We start from the raw sequence: 22876 nt of genomic DNA, 5'->3' as shown, positions 1-22876 counted from the left end.
GGCTCAGTGTGTGGACACGTCCAGGGCACGAATGTGCTCTGGCGCCCAGGAAACGGAAATCGAGCTACCTACAGTCCAGCTGCTATCCATTTGAGAGGCAGGAAGCTTGATCATGAAATTCGCTTGCCCGGCAACTTCAGTAATCATTCGAACGTGGTCGCCCAGGTAGATGTATTCCTGAATGCGAGCGGTCAAAGGCGTACTGCCAGCCGGCCCAACCACAACGCGCTCTGGTCGAATGCAAAGCGCAACCTGATCCCCAGGCTTTGCCCCAACAACAGAAATGGCCCGGATCAAGCTGCCGTCAGCCAGGCGTGCGATGGTGTGACTTTCGTCTCTGGATACAAACGTTGCGATCAGGGTGTTGTTTTCACCAATGAACTGAGCCACGAAACTTTTGGTCGGTGCTTCATAAATGGCTGCAGGGCTGTCGATCTGTTGAATCACGCCGTCATTGAAGACAGCGACACGGTCGGACATGGTCAGCGCTTCGCTTTGGTCGTGTGTCACGTAAACAACGGTCAGACCAAGTTGCTTGTGGAGGTGTTTTATTTCCAGTTGCATGTGTTCGCGCAACTGTTTGTCCAGGGCACCCAGCGGTTCGTCCATCAATACAAGTTTGGGTTCGAACACCAGGGCGCGGGCCAGCGCGACCCGCTGCTGTTGACCACCCGACATTTGAGCGGGGTAGCGTTTTGCCAAATCTGTGAGCTTCACCATGTCCAGTGCACGGCGAACTTTTTCCCGTCTGTCGACGCTATTCATTTTGCGCACGGAGAGCGGGAAGGCCAGGTTTTGCTCGATCGTCATGTGAGGGAACAATGCGTAATTCTGGAACACCATGCCGATATCACGCTTGTGCGGTGGCAGGTTGTGCAGCGGCTTGTCTTTCAGAAAAATCTCGCCGTGGGTAGGTGTCTCAAAGCCGGCCAGCATCATAAGACTCGTTGTTTTACCCGATCCCGATGGGCCGAGCAGCGTCACGAATTCACCTTCTTTGATGTCAAGGTTCAGATCCTTAACGACGGGGCGAAAACCATCGTAGGTTTTCTGGATGTTTTTGAAGCTGACCAAGTGATTCATGTGGCAACCCTCATTCGGGAGTAGGCAGAAATAATCTTCGCTACTCGTCCGCCTATTCATTCAAAAAAGGACAAGCAATCTTTATTTGTTCAAGTCGTAGGTGTGTCGCCGTTAGTTGACCTGCCACCTGGCAACAGGTGGCAGGAGCAACTTGGGCGGTTCTGTTACTACTGGGCGATCCAGGCGTTGAAGCGTTCAGTCAATGGTTCTGTGTTTTCGACCCAGAACTCGACATCCAGAGGCACCGATTGAGCAAGGTTTTCCGGGGTTGTTGGCAGGTCAGATTTCAATTCTGCCGGTACAAGTTCGTTGGCGTTTTTGTTGGTCAGGCCGTAAGCAATGAACTTGGGCAGCTTTGCCTGGTTTTCAGGTTTGCTGGCATAGCCAATGAAATCCATGGCGGCAGCTTTGTTCTCGCTGCCTTTGAGAACAGTCCAGGAGTCGATGGCCGAAACGCTGCCATTCCAAAGGAACTTGAAGTGCTTGCCTTCGTTACGGTTGAAGCCGGTGATGCGGCCGTTGTAGGCAGAGCTCATGACAACGTCACCCGCAGAAAGCATTTGCAGGGGTTGCGCGCCGGCTTCCCACCAGACAATGCTCGACTTGATCTCGTTGAGTTTGTTGAAGGCTCGGTCGATACCTTCTGGAGTACGCAGCACGTTGTAGACTTCGGCGGGTTTTACACCGTCTGCAATCAATGCAAATTCAAGTGAGTATTTTGGGCCCTTACGCAGACCACGTTTGCCTGGGAATTTCTTGGTGTCGAAGAAGTCGGCCCAGGAAGTTGGAGTGGCCTTCAATTTGTCGCCGTCCCAAGCCAAACCGGTGTTCCACACGATCGCGCCCACGCCGCAATCGTTCACGGCTTCGGGGATGAAATCGGATTTGTTACCGACCTTTGCCCAATCAATTTTTTCATAGAGACCGGAGTCGCATCCCAAAGCCAGATCTTCGGCTTCGACTTCAACGACGTCCCAGTTAGGTGTTCCTGCTTTTACTTTTGCGTCCAGCACACCGACGCCACCGTCCCAGCTTTGGTCGAGAACGTTCTTGCCGATCTGTTTTCCGAATGGCGCGAAAAATATCTCACGTTGTGCATCCTGAAAATTTCCTCCCCAGGAAACAATCGTGAGGTCACGGGCGTTTGCAGCTTGTGATGAAGCTGCAATCCCAACGAGGGCAAATCCAAGTGCTGCTACAGCGTGGCATGGCTTGTGCATTTTGAAACCTCGACGCGGTATGTTGTGTGGTGTTGGTAAAAATTTTTACCACCCAAAAATAACCTAGGCAAGTTTTATTTTTAAAACGTCGAAGAAAACTCAATCGCCCGGATAAACGGCAAGCGATTGTTTTTTAACGCCTAAAATCTATGGTTTTGGGCGTAAAGTGGCTAAATACCGGGGTTTTTTGTTAGCCGGCCAAGAATGTCCGCCTTGGGCGAGGGACCTTGAAATCGTGTTACTTTGCTTCCCTCAGGGTGCTTTGCAGGGTGCGAAACAACCCAAATTGGTGTGTATGATTCGTGTTGGCTGCAAAGAGAGTGGGCAGCGAATTGAAGTTTGGCCCCCTCGGGTGCCGTTTATCTGAGGATTTAACCGTGATAGAACCATCGGCGATTAGTCGAAGCCCCCATGCTCCAGAAGATCCGTCTGAAGAGCCCTCGCAAATCCAGGAGTCTGCGTCGGTGGGTGCGAGACTCAAAGCACTGCGACAAAGTCGCGGGCTTTCGATTCGAGGGTTGGCTGAGCAGGCCGGCGTTCCTCATGCCACGCTTTCGATCATCGAACGAGACAAATCAAGCCCGTCCGTAAGTATTCTGAAGCGCTTGCTGCGCCCTCTGAATGTCACCCTCAGTGTGTTTTTTTCAGATTCGGCAGTTGTAGATCGAGCAGTGTTCTATAAGGCCGATGAGTTGGTGGAGCTTGCTGATGGCAAGAAACTCTCCTATCGACAGGTGGGCGCGAACCTGGCTAACAGCTCCATGATGATCCTCCACGAGCGGTACGAGCCGGGAGCTGACACCGGGCAAGAGGGTGAGGAACTTTATTCCCACGAAGCCGAGGAGGGCGGAATCATCATCGAGGGCAAGCTCGAAATGACCGTAGGGGATGAGGTACGGATCCTTTCGGTGGGTGATGCCTACTACTTCGACAGCAGACTTCCGCATCGCATGCGCAATCCTTTTGACGAGGTTTGTATCGTGGTGAGCGCGGTTTCTCCCCCAACGTTCTAAGCGATTTACTTCCCTGAGTTATCGGATCTTCGTTTGCACGCACGCCAACTGGCTGAGCGTGCAGACACCAGGCTTGATCCCTCAAGCTCCGCTCGGAGCTTTCTGTTCGATAAACGTTTTCCCGGATGCCTGGTTCACGTTGAAGACAATCTTCGTTCCTGGCCCTTACGGCACTTCGCATTCTGCAGGGCGATCAGGTCGCCCCGATTTATATTCGGTGTGACTACTCCTCACCGATGGCCGGACGACGGAGTTTTAACAGGCTATTCAAGGCGACTCATATTGATCATGACTGTGAGACGCTTATCAGGCAAAGGCACTTTGAAACGTCGCAAGTTAAATCTTTTTCTCATTGCTGGTTTATCAATGATCGCGCGTGCCGGGAGTTTCTCGCTTAAATTTTAGTCAGTGTTGTGACCCTCCAAGTAGTTACATCGACTCCTCCGTTCTTCTTGGCACGAGGTGTCCCTCGTTGCATGGCAGAGATGGCTGAACCCTTTCGTTCTTGTTCTTCATACTGGGTGTGAACTGCAGGCACAGCTAGGCCGTAGACAGTAATGGGCCAGGGGGTTTAAGGTTTATTCAGTGCTTGAGATTCTTGCAACACCGCCATTACGGCAACCTGGGCAGAATGTGAAAACTCACTGGCTTGAATGTAATTCATTGGCATCATTTTATTAGAGTTAAAACGTAGTTTGGGTTTATTGCGAGGCGTGGCTGGCTCAGCTTGTTACGTGCCTGTTGATAAACCTGCGCTGGCGAAAAGTCATATCTGCCTTTCAGTCCACTTACATAAATATTAATGCCTGGGAGAATGCATGAATAAGAATTTTATTGCCGGAGAGTGGCTCGAAGGCGCCGATATCAACCTCAATATCAACCCTTCCGATACCAATGATGTAGTCGGTGAGTACGCGCGCGCTGATGCTTCGCAAGCTTCGATGGCAGTTGATGCGGCATTTGAAGCGGCTCCGAACTGGGGGCGATCTACCGCCGAGGTGCGAAGTGACGCGCTCGACCGTATTGGCACCGAGATTTTGGCGCGTCGTGAAGAGTTGGGTCGGTTGCTGGCGCGCGAGGAAGGGAAAACCCTGCCTGAGGGTATTGGTGAAGTGGTTCGCGCCGGCAGGGTTTTCAAGTTTTTTGCGGGCGAAGCATTACGCCTTTCGGGCGAACGCCTGGCATCCATTCGCCCTGGCGTCGAGGCAGATGTGCGGCGTGAGCCAGAGGGCGTGGTCGGCATCATCACTCCCTGGAACTTCCCTATCGCCATTCCCGCCTGGAAAATCGCCCCTGCTCTGGCGTTCGGTAACGCAGTCGTTTTCAAACCCGCTGATCTGGTGCCTGGCAGTGCGTGGGCACTGGCAGAAATTATTGTTCGGGCAGGTGCGCTTCCCTCTGGCGTGTTCAATCTGGTCATGGGGCCTGGCTCAAAAGTGGGTGATGTTTTTGCCAAGTCTAAAAAAGTACGGGCATTAACCTTCACCGGTTCCACTGGCACAGGCCGCAGTATTGGTATGACCTGCATGGAGCGCGGTGCCAAAGTGCAGCTGGAAATGGGCGGAAAAAACCCGCTCATTATTCTGGATGACGCGGATCTCAATCAGGCGGTGGAGGTCGCTGTCTCAGGATCATTCTTCTCTACAGGCCAACGCTGCACTGCCTCCAGCCGATTGATTGTACAGGACGGTATACACGATCGATTTGTTGAGGCGGTGATCAAGCGTCTCTCTTCGCTCAAGGTTGATCACGCATTGTCTGAAGGCTGTGACATGGGCCCTGTCGTGTCACAGGCGCAACTCAAGCAAGACTGCGACTACATCAAGAGCGCCCGGGAAGAGGGTGGGATACTCGCTTGCGGCGGCGAGCTTCTGACAAGGGGCACACCAGGTTTCTACCTTTCTCCGGCGCTGATCACTGAAACCACTAACCAGATGCGTATCAACCAGGAGGAAGTTTTCGGCCCGGTGGCGAGTGTCATCCGCGTTAAGGATTACGAGGAGGCAGTCATGCTGGCTAACGATACCGAATTCGGTTTGTCATCCGGAATCTGCACCACTTCTCTCAAGCACAGTTCTGACTTTAAGCAACGATCTACCGCCGGCATGGTGATGGTCAACGTCCCGACGGCAGGAGTGGATTACCACGCACCTTTCGGTGGTCGCAAAAACTCAAGCTACGGGCCTCGCGAGCAAGGCGGGTATGCAAAGGAGTTTTATACCTCCGTCAAAACCACCTACACATTGGCCTGAACTCATGGAAACTCAAAACAAGATCAGTGGTACCACACGGGTATACGCGATTATTGCTGACCCCATCCATCATGTGCAGACACCAACTGCGATGAACCGCCTGTTCACTGAGCGCGGTGATGATCGGGTGATGGTGCCGTTTCATGTCAGCACAGAAGATCTCCACGGCGTTGTTGCGGGACTGCGAGGAATACAAAGCCTGGATGGCTTCATCGTTACGGTGCCGCACAAATCTGCAATCGTTGAGCTATGCGATTCTGTGTCAGATGCTGCGCGACTCGTAGGTGCGGTCAACGTGGTGAGACGCAACGAAGATGGCAGCCTGCATGGCGACATCCTCGACGGTGCGGGTTTCGTGGCAGGTCTACGCCAACGGGACGTAGATCCGAGCGACATGTCGGTCTACGTAGCAGGTGCCGGGGGCGCAGCAAAGGCCATCGCGTTCGCTCTCGCCGCTGCTGGCGTCAGAAAAATCACCATCTTCAATCGCACCACATGCAAGGCAGAGGAGCTTATCCAAAGACTCGCCACTGTCTTCCCTGCGGTGGAATTGTGCGTGGGCTCAGATGATCCATCTGGCCATGATCTGGTAGTAAACAGCACATCCCTTGGGCTCTCTGTGGATGACATTCTGCCCTTGAATGTGGCGTTGCTCACCTCATCGCAAATTGTCGCAGAAATCATTATGAAACCCGCGATCACTCCCCTGTTGGCCGCCGCAACTGAAAAGGGTTGTCGAGTGCTTGATGGAATGCCAATGCTGCTTTGTCAGATTGAGTTAATGGCTGCGGCGATGGCGACTAATAAGAATGAGCAAAATCATGAGTAAATTTGATTACGTCATTGTGGGTGGCGGCACGGCTGGCTGTATCCTCGCCAATCGGCTCACAGCTTCGGGAAAATACAAAGTATTAGTGCTGGAAGCGGGGGGAGAACCGAACGGTTTTTGGATTCCTATTCCTGCTGGCTTCTCCAAGCTGCTAGTGGACAAACGTTACAATTGGCGATTCAAGACCCAGGCCGAAGCGAACACGCGCGGAAGGGAAATTTCCGTACCCCGCGGTAAGGGTCTCGGCGGATCTACCCTCATTAACGGAATGATCTATGTGCGTGGGCAGCCAGGGGATTACGACGCCTGGGAGTCAACAGGGGCGAAGCAGTGGAATTTCGCTACCCTCAAGCCCTATTTCAAAAAAATCGAGACTTACGCGCAAGGCGATGGCTCGCGTGGGCATGAAGGCCCGATGCATATTCAGCAAGTCACAGAGCGCTATCCCGTGTCGGACGCCTTCCTGAAGGCAAGCATTGAAGATGGACACCGGCACAATAAAGATTACAACGGTGACGATCAGACGGGATTTGGCTACTACCAGGTTGCCCAGCACAAGGGACGGCGCTGGAGCGTCGTGGACGGCTATCTCAAGCCGGCAAGAGCGCGCGCCAACCTGCATATCGAGACCCATGCACATGTGTTGCGCCTCGAACTTGAAGGCTCACGATGCACTGGTATCACCTACCGTCAAGGCGATCGCGAGGTCACAGTCAGTGCCCGGCAGGATGTCATTCTGTGCGCCGGAGCCATTCAATCGCCACAAATCCTGGAGCTGTCGGGAATCGGTCGACCTGACGTGCTCGGCAAGGCTGGCATCCCACTCAAGCACCGTCTTGATGGTGTAGGGGAAAATTACATCGATCACTTTGCCACCCGTATGAACTGGCGGCTCAAGAACACCGTGACTCTCAACGAGCTGGCACGCGGATGGAGACTTGGCCTTGCCGTGGCTGAGTACTTCACCAAGCGCACGGGGATACTGACACTGGGTACCGGCCTGGTTCATGGTTTTGTGAAGACCGAGCCTGAAATGCCTACGCCGGATGTGCAATATTTCGTCGTGCACGCGAGCTATGCCAATGCCGCTGAGCGAATTCTGGACAAACATCCGGGCTTCACGATTGGAGTCAGTCAGCTACGGCCCAAGTCTCAGGGCAGCATTCACATCCAATCAAAGGATCCGGATGTCATGCCGGCGATTCGTCCGAATTTTCTGACCGAGGATGAAGACTGCAGGAGTCTGATCGAGGGCATGAAAATCGCGCGAAGAATTATGGAACAGCCGGCGATGAGAGCATTCGTCGATGCAGAAATCAGTCCGGGCTCCGAAACCAGGAGTGACGAAGATTGGCTTGAATTTGCACGAGACAATGGCCAGACGATTTATCACCCCATCGGTACCTGCAGGATGGGTGAGGGCGAGGGGGCCGTGGTCGACTCGCAGTTGCGGGTCCATGGCCTAAGCGGTCTTCGTGTCGTCGACGCCTCGGTCATTCCATCAATGATTTCCGGCAACATCCAGGGTGCGGTAATGGCTGTTGCCGAGCGAGGGGCTGACTTGATACTCGGCGCCGCGCCAGTCCATTACTGAGAGCGGGCTGGAGAGAGTCGTTAGATTATTAGCGGCGACGATGAAGAAGTCGTTCAGCAGAGTGTCTCATGTCTGGAGGCGGTTTTACCGCCTCGTTTCTCGCGCGAGGCTGCAGGGTAGATGGGGTGCGCTGTTTCTGGGCGATGGTTAACTGGCCCAAGGTTGCTCAGCGATTTTGTTCTCGAGGAAATCTCTAAAAACCCTGATTCTTGGACTCAGGTGCTTACGATCCGAGTACACCATGTAGATGGGCTCTTTCTCATCCAGGGCGTACTCCTCAAGCAACGGGATCAGGCGGCCATTCCTGATATCCGCCCCGATATGGAATTGTGCGAGTTTGACGATACCGGCCCCCGACAGTGCCATCTGACGCAGCAGGTCACCCTGGGCAAATGACGCTTTGGCGCTGACAGGGATCAAGGTCTTGAGGCTGTCGATTTCGAATTCCCAGTTATTCCAAGCGCTTTTAAAACTGAAGTTAAAACAGTCATGGTTCACAAGGTCTAGTGGGTGACTGGGTCTACCGCAACGCTCGATATATTCCGGCGAGGCGCAGATGACCCAGGCGCTTTCACCCACCTTTCTGGCAATCCGTGATGAGTCGGGTAAGACACCGCTGTGGATGGCAATATCAAGACCCTGTTCAAATTGGTCGATGTATTGGGGGCCCACTTGAATGTCGACGCTAAGAGCCGGGTATGTGGCAAGGAACTCTGATAGCCAGGGTAAAATTTGATGCTTGGCAAAGGTTGTCATCGTATGGATGCGCAGCGTTCCGCTAACACGCGTCGGGAACGCTTCAGCCAGGGAGTCTGCCTCTGCCATCGCGTTGACCACTTCCCGCGCGCTGACCAGGTAAGCAGCACCTTCTTCAGTGAGTGTGAGATTGCGGGTGCCTCGCTGGAACAGGCGAGTCTGCAGCCGATCCTCAAGGCGACTGATGAGCTTGCTGATGGCCGAGGGTGTCAGTCCGTTTGAGCGTGCTGCCGCAGAAAAATTCCCGTGCTCGGTGGCCCAGATGAAGGCCAACATCTGCGAGTAATTGTCCATTGATCTACCTTGTCGGCGTGCTTTTCAAAAAGCAGCGTGTCACTTTTCCGGGGCCGAAACAACAAGCGCGCGTGACAGTGAGCTCGGCCTGGCTCATCAGTTCTACTGGTCTTCAGAATTCTTTTTAAACCCGCGAAGGTTCAAGAGGAACAGGCAAACTTGCAAGACGATCAGCGCCCAGGCTTGCGCGTACAGCCCCCATATCACCCACAGCACATTGCTTAAACTGAAACATACGAACCCGATCATTCGCCGTTTCGGCTGCTGAGAGCCAATCAGCCACGCAGCAAGCACGGTGACGAACATCGCCGGCCACTGAACCCAATCAAGATAAGCCAAACCCTTCACCTTTCTGGATTACATTCCTTGTTAAGGCCGCCGCAGTCAGACGAGCTGTCGCTTGGCCTTCAACTGTTGGTGATCTTTCTCGGACATTTTCGTCCGGATCGCTCCAGATAGTGATTCCTGTCGTTGTAAAAAATTCAGTTACGAGGGCTAGCAACTGCGCCAACCGGCCACTTGAAGATCAGCGCCGGCCGGTTACCGCTCAAACCTGATCCGTTGCCTCGGCGACCCCCTGATCCTCACCCAGGAACCCGCCACTCTGATGGTGCCAAAGCCGCGCATAGATGCCGTTCCTGGCGAGCAATTCGGTGTGCGTGCCCTGTTCAACGATGCGTCCATCGTCCATCACAATAAGTCGATCCATCGCCGCAATCGTGGACAGCCGATGGGCGATGGCGATGACGGTTTTGCCCTCCATCATTTCATCGAGGCTTTCCTGAATGGCCACTTCGACTTCCGAATCCAGCGCGCTGGTAGCCTCGTCGAGCAGCAGGATGGGGGCGTTCTTGAGCATCACACGGGCAATCGCGACGCGCTGGCGCTGGCCGCCCGAAAGCTTGATGCCGCGTTCGCCCACCAGAGTGTCGTAGCCGGTGTTGCCCTGCCGATCGCTCAGTTGGCTGATGAACTCATCGGCCTGGGCATTGGCCGCGGCACGGCGAATTTGCGCGGCGCTTGCATCGGGTCGGCCGTAGGCGATGTTGTCGCCAATGGAACGGTGCAGCAGGGACGTATCCTGGGTGACCATGCCGATGGCGCTGCGCAGGCTGTCTTGCGTCACGTGCGCGATGTCTTGCCCGTCAATGCGAATCTGCCCGCTGTCGACGTCATAGAAGCGCAGCAACAAGTTGATGAGTGTGGATTTTCCCGCGCCGGAGCGGCCCACCAGGCCGATTTTTTCACCGGGACGAATGTTCAGGCTCAGGCCATCGAGCACCTGGCGTTCGCCATTGTAGTTGAAGCTCACGTTGTCGAAGGTTACCGCGCCGCCGGTGGTCGTCAGAACGCCCGCATCCGGCGCATCCTGCACCTTGGGGCCGCGGGTGAGGGTGGCCATGCCATCCTGCAGGGTGCCGATGCCCTCGAACAGCGAGGTCATTTGCCACATGATCCAGTGCGACATGCCGTTGATACGCAACGCCATGGCGGTAATCGCCGCCACGGCACCGGTACCGACTTCGCCCAGGTGCCACAGCCAAAGCGCATAACCGCCTGCCGCCATGATCAACGCCACCACCAGCGCCTGGTTGACGATCTCGAATTGGCTGACCAGGCGCATCTGGCGAAAGCCGGTCTGCTTGAAATCCTCCATGGCCGCACGGGCGAAGTGCGCTTCACGATTGGAGTGGGAGAACAGTTTCACCGTCGTGATGTTGGTGTAGGCGTCGGAAATACGTCCGGTCATCGAGGAGCGCGCATGGGCCTGTTCCTGCCCGACCTTGCCCAAGCGTGGCACGAAGTAGAGCATGGCCAGCCCGAACAGCACGATCCAGGCAACAAAGGGCAGCATCAATTTCAATGAAAAAGCGCCGGCCAATGCAATGATCGCGATGAAATACACGCCGATCCCGAGTGCGATCTCGATAAGGGTGAACAGCACGTCGCGCACGGCCAGCGCCGTCTGCATCACCTTGGTGGTGACCCGTCCGGAGAACTCATCGGAAAAGAACGAAAGGCTCTGCCGCAGCATCAGGCGGTGAAAGTCCCAACGCAGGCGCAACGGCAAATTGATCGCCAATATCTGGTGCTGCACCATGGTACGCAACGCCACCAGCGCGATGCTGGTAAACATGACGATGCCCATGCCCCACAACACGCGACTTTCCTGCATGGCCGCATCACCACCGGCCTGCCAGGTGGAGAGCAGATCCACGACCTGACCGAGAAAAGAAAACAGCCAGGCTTCGTAGATCGACACCCCGGCACTGAGTAGCGCAAACGCAAGAATATAGCCCCGGGCACCTCGTGTGCACGCCCAAAGGAATCGAGCCAGGCCTGCGGGTGGCGGTGGAACCTCGTCGGGCGGAAAGGGGTCGAGCCTTTGTTCAAATGCGCCAAGCATGGTGGTCTCCGAAACGGTCAAGATAGGGGGATTCTGCCATTTAAAGGGAGCTTTGAGGGTTATGTGGTGTTGTGGGCTTGGCTTCAGCAATCCTGACAGGCGCCAAATGGTCGATAGCGGTCTGTGATGAAATGCTGCATTAATTCGTCTACTCTCCGCGCGAACGCTTAGCCTCTTCATAGGCCATAATAGCGGCTTGATCATCAGAGCTATAAGATATGTCCGCCGCGCTGGTGTTTCCTTGTCCGTCCAGGCCGGGCATATCTAAAAGTTGATTGAGCAGTTCATCGTGCGACGCTGTTTTACATATGAGTGGAATCAAATAGCTATCGAGATGTCTTTCTGCAGGATTGTTCAGTTCACGTGTTAAGGCGGCAAGATATCTAGACTTGTTGGAGTTGACCCAGTCGATTGAAAAACCTGCTCGCCGGCAGAGTTCGCTATGAATTAAAAGCATGGTTCTACCGTTGCCATCGAGAAAGGGATGCCCCCAAGCGAATGCTCCCATTACCTGGCCGGGACGCGCACGAATGTTTGCAGCATCATTGCCCATTTCTAAGCCCCACTCTACGGCGCGGCGACACAGCTCAGAAACTTCAAACTGTATGGTGCCCCCTTTGCTTACTAGTCGTGCTACATTAAGTGTATATCTGTCGTGTCCTGCCCATGGATAGAATTCTTCGAAAAGAATCTTGTGAACATTTAGGAAGTCTTCATAGCGGATGGGACCTTTCACATCACGAAGATAGCGTAAAGCCAGTTCAATATTGGATTCAAAAAAAGCATGTTCCTGGCGCTTCAATATTGAAAAATCTTTTGTGCGCTCAATGTTACGCAGATAGCCGTGGGTCTCGAAGTCCCCGAATGGATCGAACATTACTTAGTTCCTTTAAATAATTGCTTAGCAGTCGGGCGAATTGCTTAGCGTTAATCAGCTCGCGCTTCTTTAGTGCGACCAGAAGTTTTTCTGTTGCGTCAAGTCTAATGTCGTCTCCAGCCATTCTCGTGACGGCCTCGGCAAATTCATCGAGTCCAGTTCTCTGGTGTTTTATTTTGTAGTGTTCGGCAAATTTCTCTATGTAATTGCGGACATCTGACTTTGGGAGTTCATCAATATCAACGGGCAATTCCCATTCGTCAGGTTTGTGATGACTCTCAGGGTGTTTGTTGTGGGCGTAGCAAACGGGCACACCATGAAGTGTTAGCTTGCGCGATATCCGCATGTTTTTGGTGTAAACAATACAAACTCTATAGTTGTTGTGCTTCTCAACTTCAGCTTTGTACATTGGCTCGCCAAGCTCTTTGAATACCGAGCCAACCAGAAGTAATATGTATTCGTTGGATGCGCTAGAGCCAGTATGAGTTTTTTTCTCATAAATACCTTTGCCAATCCGGTCTAAACATCCGGTGGCTACTAGATTTTTTAAGGCTTCTGTCACTTGTGTGCGCCCGCCAAGCTCATCGAATTCGCAACGAAGAATTATTCGTTTTTGTGTTTTTTTAATTTTATGAAGAATTTTCTCTTTTGTCTCCATGGTGCTTCTCCAAGGATGGCAATTAATATCCATTTTATTATAAAGTCTTTTAGCTTTCAAGTTGTATTTGATGTGCGTGGGGCTTTGTGTTATATGGCGATTCGGTTGTAGGGTTTCCGTCGGATTAATCTACAATGCAACTCCGTTGGCGTACAAGGTTCTCACTTACAATCGGGTGCCGATGTATCGTAGCTAGTTATAAGCGCGAGTTAATATATGGCATTGCCGAGAGCGGCCGTCATCCGTCTCGCAAGTAACAGTATCGTCCTACATTCTGCAGAAGGAAACTGCAATGCCAAACGCCCACGCCTCACAGCTGTTCAACATCGACTCATTGGTTGAGGAACTACAGGTCGAAATTGTTGCGGGAGACACCCTGGATCTGTTCGTCGTGTTTCACGCTTTGAAGAACTTCGACGGCTTTGCCCAAAGGTCGCCGTTCGTGCTGGAAAGTGTGACGCACCAAGCGGCGACCTGGCAAGCGCTGGTGGCGGTGGCGGTAGCGCTGGTGAAACTCTGGATCCGCCAGACACAGGAGGCAGTGCTAGTCTTTGCCCAGGCTGAGCATTGCGGTTGTTTGCGGACATATCGCTATCGGCGTGCGGAGCGCGACAGTGTGTTTGATATCACAGGCTCGGAATCGCGCCGAGCTTTCTATATGGCAATCCGCTGTTGGACCTGAAGCGTTTGCGCAGTGTGGGGCAGGATCTACGCGAGGCAGAAGTTAGACAGAAACAAGGTTAGAGTGTTCGGCAATGTCTGTTCAGAAGAGCCTCCCACTCGATTCGCATAGCCGCACCCAGCGGTTCCAGCGAACGAACAGGGCAAAAAAAACCGTCTATCAATCGTTATGTGAAGAATGAATCGAGCGCTGTTTGTTTCTCTGGATGGGCCCAAGGGCGCCGGCAAAACCACATTGTTGGAGGCCGTTACGAAAGCACTGCGGGCCGACAACAAAAAGGTGATCCGGCTTTGCGAGAAAAAAAGCGATCCTTTTAGGGGTGAAACAATGGCCCTGGTCAACAAGTTCGTCAGAGAGCCCACCAGGGATCTGGAGCTGGAGATTTGTAAGCGCTTTGCGGATAGCCGTGCCTGGATTTCCCGGCACGTGCTGGCTAAGCAGCCAGCAGACAGCATCATCCTGATCGATCGCTGGTACCCGTCGGATGCCGCGTTTCGCCGGATACTCCCGTTTGCAGAGATTCTGCAGTTGAACATCGATCGCAATGTGCAAGTGCCAGGCCTGCATGTCGGGGTAGTCACCGCCCCTGAAATTTCATGGGCGAGGGCGGCGGCACGAGGGCGTGGGCTGAGCAGTACGGTGATGTATAAGCTGGAGGAACAAGTCGCTTGTACCCGGGCGTTCGAGCAAGCGATTGCGGATAACGGCTGGGTGTTGTGCCGTAATGAAGGAACGATTGAAGATGCCACGTTACAGATGGTTTCGCAGATCCATAGTGCCCTTCGATGCTTCCGGGGATTTCAATGAGGGGGAGACATTTTCGCGCAGAATGACCAAGGCGATAGTGCGGCATCGAAGTGAACGACCCTCGATGGGGTGAGCTCAAAGCATCGAGTCCCCAAACAACTCTCAGTCCATCTGGTCACACGGCAATGCTCAAAAATATCTGGTATGTCGTTCTTCCGTCATCGCAACTCAATAACGGACTGGTGCCAGTTCGATTGGTTGGACAACCTTTTGTAGCGTTCCGTGATAACGCTGGAGTAGCTCACTTACTGTCTGATGTTTGCGTGCATCGGGGAGGTTCCCTATCCGCCGGCCGCAAGGTCGCAGACGGCGTGCAGTGTCCATACCACGGTTGGCGGTTTGGGGCGGATGGAGTCTGCACCCAGATACCTGCGCAGCCAGACCTGAGGATTCCAGCAAAGGCCCGAGTCGACGCGTATCCAACGCTGGAACGTTACGGTTGGATTTGGGCTTTTTTAGGCGACCTCCCAGAGCCTGAACGTCCCCCTCTACCAACGCTCGATTGGATAGACGATCCAGCCATCCGGGTGGTAACCGGCCATTTTGATTGGGAGGCAAGCTGGGATCGGATTATCGAAAATGGCCTCGACTTCGCGCACGCCCCATTTGTACATGGCTCGACCTTCGGTGATCCGGATCATCCTGAGATTGAATCATTCGATGTAGAAACCGATTCGTGGAGCGCTCGTGCACAGATGGTTATGCGCAGGCCTGCGCGCAAAGGCATGCTAAGGCGCAAATCATCAACCGAGTTCTTGAGTGTGGCGACTGTTCCGGGTTTTCATTTGTCAGGCCCCTGTACAACTCTGGAGCTCGAATTGCCTAATGGCTGGAGAATCCACATCGTCTCGGCGCACGTCCCGATCGACGCCAACCACACTCGAACCTGGTGGATGATGGGAAGAACATTTCTGCGATCTCGACTGCTTGATCGAAGGTTTGTTGCCAGTAATATTCGTATCTTCGAACAAGACCATGGCGTACTCAAAAACGTGCGTCCCGAGCGAGTCCCGGACTCATGGCAGCAGGAGGTTTCGTTGAAGTCGGATGCGCTTCAGATTGCTTTCCGAAAACGCATGCAGGAACTGGAGCAGCGAGGCTGGCGTATTGATGAAGAACGTCTCGCTCGAGAATTCACGGGACGTAAGGCATGCGCTATACCAAGCCCCGAGCGCCGTAATATTCGCTCCTGGGCGATTGAGCCAATTCCAGTGGTAGACATCACACACGAATGCAAATAACGCTACGCCACGCAGGCTGAACCAGGCCCTTTGAGCCAGATCGATCCAGTTTAAGACGACTTTAAAGGAGCACCATTTCGGGCGTCGGCGGCCTCATCGCAAGGCCGCCAAAAGAGGAGCCCGCATCAACGTATTTCAGCGCTGACTTGATGTCCTTCCAGCCGACATAACTCATCAACGACTTGATGTCCCAGCCATTAGCGCTAGCCCAAGTGGCAAACCCACGCCGCATCGAGTGGCTACTGTAGATATCCGATGGCACACCTGCCTGCGTGAAGATGCGACGAAGCATTGGGATCAAGCTGTTGGAGTTTATGCCACAGTCAGCAAGGTTGCCCCAGCGATCGATCTTCCGGAAGACGGGGCCATGGGCAATGCCGGCAACCGTAATCCAATTGATGTAAGCCTGAACAGGACATAGCTTCTTGAGGGCAGGGGTGTGGAATGTCGTCCCCTGGTACTGTCTGTCACCTTTCGTGTGAGGCAGATAGAGCGTAATGCCGGTGCCTGCCTGCGCCTGAGTATGCTCGACCTGGAGTCGTGCCAACTCGTCTGCGCGAAACCCCCGCCAGAATCCGATCAACACCAAAGCAATATCACGTCGACATTTCATCAAGCTCCTGAGGTCATTGCGCTGCGCCGCAAGATCCGCTTCGCGCTCAAGCCAGCTCACCGCCATCTCCAGGTGGTTCAGGAGAAGAGGGGCCGCCTGTTTTTCCTGGGCTGGATGCAATGCACGTATGCCCTTGAGCATCTGCCGCACGTTTGGCGTTTTCGTTGGATCAGGAAATCCCTGAGTGATGTGCCATTGAGCCAGGGCGGCCAGGCGCTGCTTCAGCGTGCTGATGGTGTGCTTGTCCGCGTACTCCGCGAGGTAACGCACGATGCCATCGCCCGTCGCTGGCAGAAACCCACCCCAGGTCACTTCGAAGTGTTCCACCGCCGCCCGGTAGCTACGTCGGGTATTTTCCCGGGTTGCCGCCTGCAGATAACGATCAGCCTTGTTCATCTTGACCTTCTACGCGAAACGTAACTTTGCGGTGATGGAACATACCAAATACATCTTTATGATGCGATAACGCTCAATTATTTGATCATAGTATATAGAATTTTGTACCTGTTTTTTGAGGTTAACGTAAGATGTAATTACGTAATACGTTTTACACTACGAAATAGTAGGAGATGGCATGGCACGCGGCGGGGTAAACAAGGCAATCGTCCAGATAGCGCGAGATGCGCTGATCGCTCGAGGTGTAAATCCGAGCATCAACGCTGTGCGTGTCGAGCTTGGAAATACTGGCTCGATGACGACCATTGCACGGTATCTAGGCGAACTCGGGAAAGCAGAACCGCTCCCGAAAGAACGTCGCGAGCGCTTGAGTGAAGAGCTCACCGGGCTGGTTGGCCAGTTGTTGGATCGTTTGCTCGAGGAGGGCGCCCAAGAAGTATCCGAGGCGCGGGCTGAGCTCGATAAGCACCGGGCGTCAGTCAATGATCAACTTGCGCAGACTCAAGCCGCCTTGGCGGACTTGCAGCGCCAGCACGATAATCTTCAGGCAGCGCTCGACATCCAGGCAGGCGAAATGAGTACGTGCCAAAGCAGCTTGCAATCCGAGCTCACTCGCAACGCTCGCCTGAGCCAGAGCTGCGCTGACCTGGAAATACGGATACATGAGAAAGATCAGCAGATTCGCTCGCTGGAAGAAAAGCACTTGCATGCTCGTGACGCACTCGAGCATTACCGCACGGCTGTGAAAGATCAGCGTGAACAAGAACAGCGCCGTCATGAAGGTCAGCTCCAACAAATCCAGGTGGAGCATCGTCAGTTGCAGCAGACACTTTCGGTGAAGCAGGACGAACTCAGCCGCTTGAATCGAGACAACGAGCGCTTGCTCAGCGACTCCCGCCAGCAGGCCAGGATGTTGACTACCCAACACGACACCATTGAGAAACTCACGGGTAAGCTCAATGTCTTGGCCATCGCATCAGCTAGAGAGGAGGGGGCTAAAGAGCAGCTTTTCGTGCAGCTATCCCTTTCCCGCGAAGAATCCGCTTCCCTGCGCGAATCCGTCACTCAGGCTGATACACGAGCCCAGAGTGCGCAGGCGCTTCTGGAGTCGACTCAGAACGAGGTCAAACAACTGCGCCATAAGCTGAAGCAATCCCGACATGATGTGCTCATCAAGTAGCCCTGAAACGCTGGATAGGCTTCCAGGTAAGGCATGTATAGCTCGCTCGGTAGGTATCGGCTGATTTTACCGGATGAATCTGATGCCTGTTGTTTTTGGGACGAGTTCCGGGAAGCGAGTCAGCGTGTCGTAAGCCCAGAACAGCCGAGCAGGACGTATATGCACCGTTGGTAGACCACCTACGTGCCGGCAGCCTCAATGCAGGCCTCTGCTGCAATACGCTGTCTGAACTTAGATCGGTTGAGTGTTTCGCAAATTCCCTAGAATCAAGGCGCTTCTCGCAAAGTAATACCGATCCATTCACCACTGGTCTGTAGTTGCGTTACCAGCGAGGGAATCAAGTGTCTGATTGCTAGGTTGGCGGCGGTTGTGGGCAGCGATGTGGGCCAGCAAAGGCTAGCTGGTCGGCTTATGCCCGGCTTGCTGATTTTACGCACTAGCGGCCACGAGTCCCGGGCTTTGGTCATCAGAGAGGAGGGCGGCAGGATGGTGCACGCAGTGCCACGACACGCTATTTCGATCATGGTCGGCAGTGAGTCGATGTCGGCGATAATGTTCAACGCAACATCTTCTCTGGCGAATGTACGTTCGATCAGCAGCCTTAACCCCACCCCACCGCCAGGCGTCACTAGCGGAACGCCAGCCAGCTCGAACAGAGGGCAGTCAAGCTGTTCGGCACTCAACTTAAGACCGGCACTGCCAATCACATAGAGGTCTTCGTCAAACAATGGCTGCACTGACACACCGCGGGTTTCGGTGTCGCGAAACAGTACCGCCAAATCCACCCGACTATTGGCCAACAGCTCGCTAATGTACCCACTCATGCTCTCGATGATATGCAAACGTATACCCGGATAAAGGGCGAGAGTGTGTTCGAGCAGGGGGGCTGCCAGCACAGCGGCGATCGTCGTGGGCAAACCGATGGTCACCGATCCGGAAACGGTTCTAACGCCCTTGGTGACCTGCCGACGCAGATCGTCCATCTGTCGCAGTATCTGCTGAGCATCCCGGTAAAGCAGCGTACCGGCTTCGGTCGGTCTCACACCCAACGGGCTACGCAGTAGCAAGGCGGTGCCGAGTTCGCTCTCAAGGTTGGAGATATGCTGACTCAAGGAGGGCTGCGAGACAAACAATTGCCCTGCAGCCTTGGATAGGCTCCCGCATTCTACAATCGTGACGAAGTATTTGAGATGGCGCACGTCCATAAAAAACGTTTCCGTAAAAATCCAAACACCTAGGGTACAGCGTTGAGCAACCTACGTGCTTGCGACAGTACTGGAGCATCGACCATTTGCCCATCCAGCCGAAACGCACCGCCGTTCTCCTGCGCTGCGGCGAGTACTTTTTGTGCCCACTCGATTTCGTGATCTGTTGGGCTGAAAATACGATTGGCAATACCTACCTGGTTTGGATGAATACACAGCATGCCCCCAAAGCCCATATGCAGCGCGCTACTGGCAAACACTTCCAGTCCCTCGGGGTCGTCGATGGTGGGATAAACGGTTTCCACCGGTCGCGCCAGAGAGGCGAGCGAGGTATGCAACAGCAATTTGTAGCGCACCTGATCCAATATTCGCATTGCCGCAGCGGCGCTGCTGCGCAGGCCCAGATCCAAGCTCATATCCAGCGCGCCAAAGGTAAGGCGTTCGACGTTCCTGGCCTGGGCGATTTCGGCGAGCGCCTCTATTCCCTTGGCGCTTTCAATCAACGGCCAGACGCGCTTGCCATGGGTCGTCACCTGCTCAACCTGCTCGCGGCTCTCGGCCTTGGGCAATATGACGGCAACCACCCCAGGGTGCGCGTCACAGAAGTCTACGTCTGCGCAAAACTCAGGATGGTCGAACGCGTTGATGCGCACCATCAGCTGGGCAGTCGGATTTAGCTCAAGCCATGCTTGCAGATTGTGTCTGGCTTGACGCTTGAGTCCTGCTTCCACGGCGTCCTCGAAGTCGACAATGATTCGATCCGCGCCCGTCGCGAAGGCTTTACTAAAGCGCTCGGGACGGCTACCAGGAACAAACAGTGCACTTTTAACCGAAGGTAGCTCGTTCATCTTCATATCACACCCGTTGCCTTTAGCTCGTCGATATCGGAATTCGAATACCCAAGCTCGGTGAGTATTGTTTCGTTGTGCTCTCCCAAACCGGGAATCGGATCCATGCGGGGGGTGAACGCGCTGTTCGCAGCGGGTGGGAGGAGTGCCGGTAAGTTACCGTTGGGGCTTCCCACTTGTACCCAGCGCTGGCGTGCCTGTAGTTGCGGATGCCGCCAGACGGCTTGCATGTCATTGACCTTTGCATTCGCGATAGGCGCGGCATCAAGCCGGGCGATGACTTCTGCTGTCCCTAGCCTGGCGAAGGCTTCAATAATTATTTGCCGTAGCGCCTGTCGATGGGTAGAGCGTTGAGCGTTGGAACTGAAGCGTTCATCTTCCAGCAAGAGCGGTTGCTCCAGTACACAATTACAAAACAGCGCCCACTCGCGCTCGTTCTGTAAACCAAGCATGACTACGTCACCCTCACTGGCCGGGAAGGGTCCATAGGGGTAGATCGTGGAGTGTGCTGCGCCTGCACGTGGAGGAGGTGGGGCACCTTCATAAGCGTAGTACAAAGGGTAACCCATCCATTCTACGAGGCTTTCCAGCATGCTGACTTCCACGTGACTGCCCTGTCCGGTTTTGCCGCGCAGCAACAATGCGCAAAGAATGCCGCTGTACGCATACATGCCGGCAGATATATCGGCAATGGAGCAGCCTGCTTTGGCCAATTCATCCTCGCCAGCCCCTCCGGTAACAGAAAGAAACCCGCCCTCACTCTGAATCAGCAGGTCATAGGCCTTTTTATGCTCGTACGGCCCACCTGTGCCGTAACCCGAGATATCGCAGACGATCAACTGGGGATAACGCTCATGCAAAGCCTGAAACGACAGACCCATACGCGCTGCCGCTCCGGGCGCGAGGTTTTGGATCAGCACGTCTGCCTTGGATAGCAAAGCCTCAAGAACCGCATCGCCCTCTGGTTTTTTTACATCCAGGGTCAAGCTTTCCTTGGATCGATTTGCCCATACAAAATGTGAAGCCAAACCATTCGTGCGGGAGTCATAGGCTCGTGCAAAATCGCCAACAGCTGGCCGTTCGATCTTGATGACACGGGCGCCCAAATCGGCCAGTTGCCGGCTACAGAATGGTGCAGCAATCGCGTGCTCCAGGCTGACCACCGTGATGCCATCCAGCGGACGTGCAGGCATTTGTTTGTTATCCATGGATCTGGATCCCTTGTTGTTCACATTCAATGGAGTCACGCGGACGGTAAGGCGAAATCAGTAAAGCCAAGACATCACCAGTAGTGCACCCGAGATGGTAATGGCACCCCCTATGCGTGTTGCAATTTGGGCAAAGGGCATCAGTTGCATGCGATTGGAGGCCGTCAGAATGGCTACGTCGCCAGTGCCGCCCATCCCGCTATGGGTGCCCACTACAATGGCTGCTTCGATAGGGTGCATATTGACTTTACGACCTACGAAAAAGGCCACGGTCATCAGCGTCGCAACGGTAGCGACAATGGTCATGATGGTTGGAAAGTTAAAGGCGTCGGCCACTTTCTGCCATGGAGTTACCACGACGCCGATGGCGAACAGTAATGGGTAGGTGACGGCAGTGGCAAAGAAGCGATAAACCGTACCCGCCCCCTGCTCAATTGACGGACTGAAGACAAAGGCAACCTTACCCAGTACTGCCAATGCCAGCATCACCACAGGGCCTGGCAGCCCGAAGGTGTGATCGGCGTACATGCCAACAGCATAGAGGCACACCGCAACCATGCCTGCAGCCGCCACATGTTTCACGTCGAAGCTGTAAGGCTGTGACTCGGTGTTGCCATTATCCAAATTGCCGACTGCACTTTTCATCAGCGTTCCGTTACCAGTGTATTGCGTCCAGCGTTTACCGGCGGTATTGAGCAGTGCCGAGAACACGATTGCGCAAACATTACCCATCATTACAGCGGGCAACGCTTGAGCAAGCAGATCGCCATGAGGTTGACCAAGAATGCTGGAGTAGCCGACCGTGAGAGGGATAACCCCTTCACCGAGGCCACCAGACATCACAGGAATAACAACAAAAAAAACGGTATGAAAAACGCCCATCCCCAAGGAGACACCGACAGCCGTGCCAACAAACCCCGCCGCGATGGAGCCTGCAGCCAAGGGCACGAACAGGCGAAAGAATCCAGCCAGTAGAATCGTTCGATCCATGCTCAGGATGCTGCCGACGATGATGCAAGGAATGAAAAGATAGAGAAAATTCGTGGTTTTCCAGAAAGTTACGATGGGCGTAACCACCGACTCCGGAAGAATTTTGGCAAAGACAAGGTAAGACGGCAGGAACATCGCCATGATCACCGGCCCGCCGATACTGCTAAACACCGGAATACGATTGCCAATCTCGAAGCACACACAACTGCAGATGCCCAGCAGGGCGATCATGGGGGATAGTTGCGAAGACAATTCACTGCTCGACGCCGTGAGGGTCAGAACGACTGAAAGCAACACCAGTACCGGCAGTGGTACGAAACCTACGCGGATGTCCATTAACCTCCACCAGAAGTTTCGTAATGAAGACGATGACTCATATAGGTCGCGCGACGGCGAGGAGGGGGTGTGTTCGTGAGGCATTGGAATACCCTTTTATTGTGATGTTGTGCGCAGATCTTATAAAAAGCGTTCACTTAGCCTGAAATACGGCATTTGAATACCGGGTATAAGTTATGCCTATACCCACGGAGATTCTGGTAACCCCCTAGAGCCCTTGCAAAATAAGGGCTGCAAGGTCTTTCAGAAAACAACCATAGGTAAGATTCAATAGCGCCTCTTGATATGGGCGATGCTGGGGGAGGGGGAGCGAGGTTGTCGTATTCAGGAGGTCAGTCCGGAAAAGGTATTTACCCTGTGAGATTGTCGATGACTCGTCCTTGTGAT

20 protein-coding genes are annotated in these 22876 nt (G+C 54.0%); 8 read left to right on the top strand and 12 right to left on the bottom strand.

The window, feature by feature from the left end; all coding sequences use genetic code 11:
- Positions 1 to 3: 3 nt before the first annotated feature.
- On the bottom strand, positions 4 to 1083 hold the full coding sequence (locus tag AC07OG_RS07880; RefSeq protein ID WP_218423011.1) for an ABC transporter ATP-binding protein: 1080 nt from the start codon (positions 1081 to 1083) through the stop codon (positions 4 to 6).
- Positions 1084 to 1250: 167 nt separating this feature from the next.
- Positions 1251 to 2303, bottom strand: coding sequence for an ABC transporter substrate-binding protein (locus AC07OG_RS07875; protein ID WP_218423012.1), 1053 nt, complete (start codon positions 2301 to 2303; stop codon positions 1251 to 1253).
- A gap of 377 nt (positions 2304 to 2680) precedes the next feature.
- On the opposite strand from AC07OG_RS07875, the gene AC07OG_RS07870 reads away from it, so the two are divergent.
- The 4 genes from AC07OG_RS07870 to AC07OG_RS07855 all read left to right on the top strand — a co-directional run bounded on the left by AC07OG_RS07870 (position 2681) and on the right by AC07OG_RS07855 (position 7991).
- Positions 2681 to 3316, top strand: coding sequence for a cupin domain-containing protein (locus AC07OG_RS07870; protein ID WP_218423013.1), 636 nt, complete (start codon positions 2681 to 2683; stop codon positions 3314 to 3316).
- 818 nt (positions 3317 to 4134) lie between these two features.
- Positions 4135 to 5568, top strand: a complete 1434-nt coding sequence (locus tag AC07OG_RS07865) for an aldehyde dehydrogenase family protein (RefSeq protein ID WP_495066664.1) — start codon at positions 4135 to 4137, stop codon at positions 5566 to 5568.
- Positions 5569 to 5572: 4 nt separating this feature from the next.
- Positions 5573 to 6397, top strand: a complete 825-nt coding sequence (locus tag AC07OG_RS07860) for a shikimate dehydrogenase family protein (protein WP_218423015.1) — start codon at positions 5573 to 5575, stop codon at positions 6395 to 6397.
- Complete coding sequence (locus tag AC07OG_RS07855) at positions 6390 to 7991, top strand: GMC family oxidoreductase (RefSeq protein ID WP_495066663.1); 1602 nt, start codon at positions 6390 to 6392, stop codon at positions 7989 to 7991. The genes AC07OG_RS07860 and AC07OG_RS07855 overlap by 8 nt, the downstream gene beginning before the upstream one ends.
- Before the next feature lie 147 nt (positions 7992 to 8138).
- On the opposite strand, the gene AC07OG_RS07850 is transcribed toward AC07OG_RS07855, so the two are convergent.
- The 5 genes from AC07OG_RS07850 to AC07OG_RS07830 all read right to left on the bottom strand — a co-directional run bounded on the left by AC07OG_RS07850 (position 8139) and on the right by AC07OG_RS07830 (position 12983).
- On the bottom strand, positions 8139 to 9041 hold the full coding sequence (locus AC07OG_RS07850; RefSeq protein WP_218423016.1) for a LysR family transcriptional regulator: 903 nt from the start codon (positions 9039 to 9041) through the stop codon (positions 8139 to 8141).
- A gap of 102 nt (positions 9042 to 9143) precedes the next feature.
- Positions 9144 to 9380 carry a hypothetical protein gene (locus AC07OG_RS07845; RefSeq protein ID WP_495066662.1) on the bottom strand — a complete coding sequence of 79 codons (237 nt, stop codon included), beginning with the start codon at positions 9378 to 9380 and terminating at the stop codon, positions 9144 to 9146.
- Between the two features lie 208 nt (positions 9381 to 9588).
- On the bottom strand, positions 9589 to 11448 hold the full coding sequence (locus AC07OG_RS07840) for an ABC transporter ATP-binding protein (protein WP_495066661.1): 1860 nt from the start codon (positions 11446 to 11448) through the stop codon (positions 9589 to 9591).
- A gap of 148 nt (positions 11449 to 11596) precedes the next feature.
- Positions 11597 to 12325 (bottom strand): Fic/DOC family protein, encoded by a 729-nt coding sequence (locus AC07OG_RS07835; protein WP_495066660.1) that lies wholly within the window; start codon positions 12323 to 12325, stop codon positions 11597 to 11599.
- Positions 12279 to 12983: a hypothetical protein gene (locus tag AC07OG_RS07830; protein ID WP_495066659.1), complete on the bottom strand. Its 705-nt coding sequence runs from the start codon at positions 12981 to 12983 to the stop codon at positions 12279 to 12281. The genes AC07OG_RS07835 and AC07OG_RS07830 overlap by 47 nt, the downstream gene beginning before the upstream one ends.
- A 292-nt stretch (positions 12984 to 13275) precedes the next feature.
- Between AC07OG_RS07830 and AC07OG_RS07825 the strand changes: the two genes are divergently transcribed.
- The 3 genes from AC07OG_RS07825 (at position 13276) to AC07OG_RS07815 (ending at position 15713) form a co-directional block, all read left to right on the top strand.
- Positions 13276 to 13665 (top strand): hypothetical protein, encoded by a 390-nt coding sequence (locus tag AC07OG_RS07825; protein ID WP_495066658.1) that lies wholly within the window; start codon positions 13276 to 13278, stop codon positions 13663 to 13665.
- Positions 13666 to 13842: 177 nt separating this feature from the next.
- Entirely contained in the window at positions 13843 to 14472 is a 630-nt protein-coding gene (locus tag AC07OG_RS07820) for a dTMP kinase (RefSeq protein WP_495066657.1), read from the top strand.
- A gap of 125 nt (positions 14473 to 14597) precedes the next feature.
- Positions 14598 to 15713 (top strand): aromatic ring-hydroxylating dioxygenase subunit alpha, encoded by a 1116-nt coding sequence (locus AC07OG_RS07815; RefSeq protein ID WP_495066656.1) that lies wholly within the window; start codon positions 14598 to 14600, stop codon positions 15711 to 15713.
- 61 nt (positions 15714 to 15774) lie between these two features.
- On the opposite strand, the gene AC07OG_RS07810 is transcribed toward AC07OG_RS07815, so the two are convergent.
- Positions 15775 to 16722 carry a site-specific integrase gene (locus AC07OG_RS07810; RefSeq protein ID WP_495066655.1) on the bottom strand — a complete coding sequence of 316 codons (948 nt, stop codon included), beginning with the start codon at positions 16720 to 16722 and terminating at the stop codon, positions 15775 to 15777.
- Positions 16723 to 16900: 178 nt separating this feature from the next.
- Here AC07OG_RS07810 and AC07OG_RS07805 point away from each other — a divergent pair, with 178 nt between their 5' ends.
- Positions 16901 to 17902, top strand: coding sequence for a DNA-binding protein (locus AC07OG_RS07805; protein ID WP_495066654.1), 1002 nt, complete (start codon positions 16901 to 16903; stop codon positions 17900 to 17902).
- 266 nt (positions 17903 to 18168) lie between these two features.
- Here AC07OG_RS07805 and AC07OG_RS07800 read toward each other — a convergent pair whose 3' ends face one another.
- Genes AC07OG_RS07800 through AC07OG_RS07785 form a run of 4 tightly spaced genes read right to left on the bottom strand, consistent with a single transcriptional unit; the run spans position 18169 to position 22489 of the window.
- Positions 18169 to 19107 carry a LysR substrate-binding domain-containing protein gene (locus AC07OG_RS07800; RefSeq protein ID WP_495066653.1) on the bottom strand — a complete coding sequence of 313 codons (939 nt, stop codon included), beginning with the start codon at positions 19105 to 19107 and terminating at the stop codon, positions 18169 to 18171.
- A 29-nt stretch (positions 19108 to 19136) separates the two neighbouring features.
- The gene (locus AC07OG_RS07795; protein WP_495066652.1) at positions 19137 to 19961 is read right to left on the bottom strand and encodes an HpcH/HpaI aldolase/citrate lyase family protein; all 825 of its coding nucleotides are present in this window, start codon (positions 19959 to 19961) and stop codon (positions 19137 to 19139) included.
- On the bottom strand, positions 19958 to 21163 hold the full coding sequence (locus AC07OG_RS07790; protein WP_495066651.1) for a CaiB/BaiF CoA transferase family protein: 1206 nt from the start codon (positions 21161 to 21163) through the stop codon (positions 19958 to 19960). Before AC07OG_RS07790 ends, AC07OG_RS07795 begins: the two co-directional genes overlap by 4 nt.
- A 57-nt stretch (positions 21164 to 21220) precedes the next feature.
- Positions 21221 to 22489, bottom strand: coding sequence for a 2-hydroxycarboxylate transporter family protein (locus AC07OG_RS07785; protein ID WP_495066650.1), 1269 nt, complete (start codon positions 22487 to 22489; stop codon positions 21221 to 21223).
- Between the last annotated feature and the right edge of the window lie 387 nt (positions 22490 to 22876).

Source organism: Pseudomonas sp. GW821-FHT09H03 (genome assembly GCF_059415945.1).
Note: the sequence above shows the minus strand (reverse complement) of the source record. Positions and strands in the feature narration are given on the sequence as shown.

Coding starts and splice junctions, on each gene's coding strand:
- AC07OG_RS07880 (WP_218423011.1), bottom strand. CDS start 1,083: ATGAATCACTTGGTCAGCTTCAAAAACATCCAGAAAACCTACGATGGT.
- AC07OG_RS07875 (WP_218423012.1), bottom strand. CDS start 2,303: ATGCACAAGCCATGCCACGCTGTAGCAGCACTTGGATTTGCCCTCGTT.
- AC07OG_RS07865 (WP_495066664.1), top strand. CDS start 4,135: ATGAATAAGAATTTTATTGCCGGAGAGTGGCTCGAAGGCGCCGATATC.
- AC07OG_RS07860 (WP_218423015.1), top strand. CDS start 5,573: ATGGAAACTCAAAACAAGATCAGTGGTACCACACGGGTATACGCGATT.
- AC07OG_RS07855 (WP_495066663.1), top strand. CDS start 6,390: ATGAGTAAATTTGATTACGTCATTGTGGGTGGCGGCACGGCTGGCTGT.
- AC07OG_RS07850 (WP_218423016.1), bottom strand. CDS start 9,041: ATGGACAATTACTCGCAGATGTTGGCCTTCATCTGGGCCACCGAGCAC.
- AC07OG_RS07840 (WP_495066661.1), bottom strand. CDS start 11,448: ATGCTTGGCGCATTTGAACAAAGGCTCGACCCCTTTCCGCCCGACGAG.
- AC07OG_RS07835 (WP_495066660.1), bottom strand. CDS start 12,325: ATGTTCGATCCATTCGGGGACTTCGAGACCCACGGCTATCTGCGTAAC.
- AC07OG_RS07830 (WP_495066659.1), bottom strand. CDS start 12,983: ATGGAGACAAAAGAGAAAATTCTTCATAAAATTAAAAAAACACAAAAA.
- AC07OG_RS07825 (WP_495066658.1), top strand. CDS start 13,276: ATGCCAAACGCCCACGCCTCACAGCTGTTCAACATCGACTCATTGGTT.
- AC07OG_RS07820 (WP_495066657.1), top strand. CDS start 13,843: ATGAATCGAGCGCTGTTTGTTTCTCTGGATGGGCCCAAGGGCGCCGGC.
- AC07OG_RS07815 (WP_495066656.1), top strand. CDS start 14,598: ATGCTCAAAAATATCTGGTATGTCGTTCTTCCGTCATCGCAACTCAAT.
- AC07OG_RS07810 (WP_495066655.1), bottom strand. CDS start 16,722: ATGAACAAGGCTGATCGTTATCTGCAGGCGGCAACCCGGGAAAATACC.
- AC07OG_RS07805 (WP_495066654.1), top strand. CDS start 16,901: ATGGCACGCGGCGGGGTAAACAAGGCAATCGTCCAGATAGCGCGAGAT.
- AC07OG_RS07800 (WP_495066653.1), bottom strand. CDS start 19,107: ATGGACGTGCGCCATCTCAAATACTTCGTCACGATTGTAGAATGCGGG.
- AC07OG_RS07795 (WP_495066652.1), bottom strand. CDS start 19,961: ATGAAGATGAACGAGCTACCTTCGGTTAAAAGTGCACTGTTTGTTCCT.
- AC07OG_RS07790 (WP_495066651.1), bottom strand. CDS start 21,163: ATGGATAACAAACAAATGCCTGCACGTCCGCTGGATGGCATCACGGTG.
- AC07OG_RS07785 (WP_495066650.1), bottom strand. CDS start 22,489: ATGGACATCCGCGTAGGTTTCGTACCACTGCCGGTACTGGTGTTGCTT.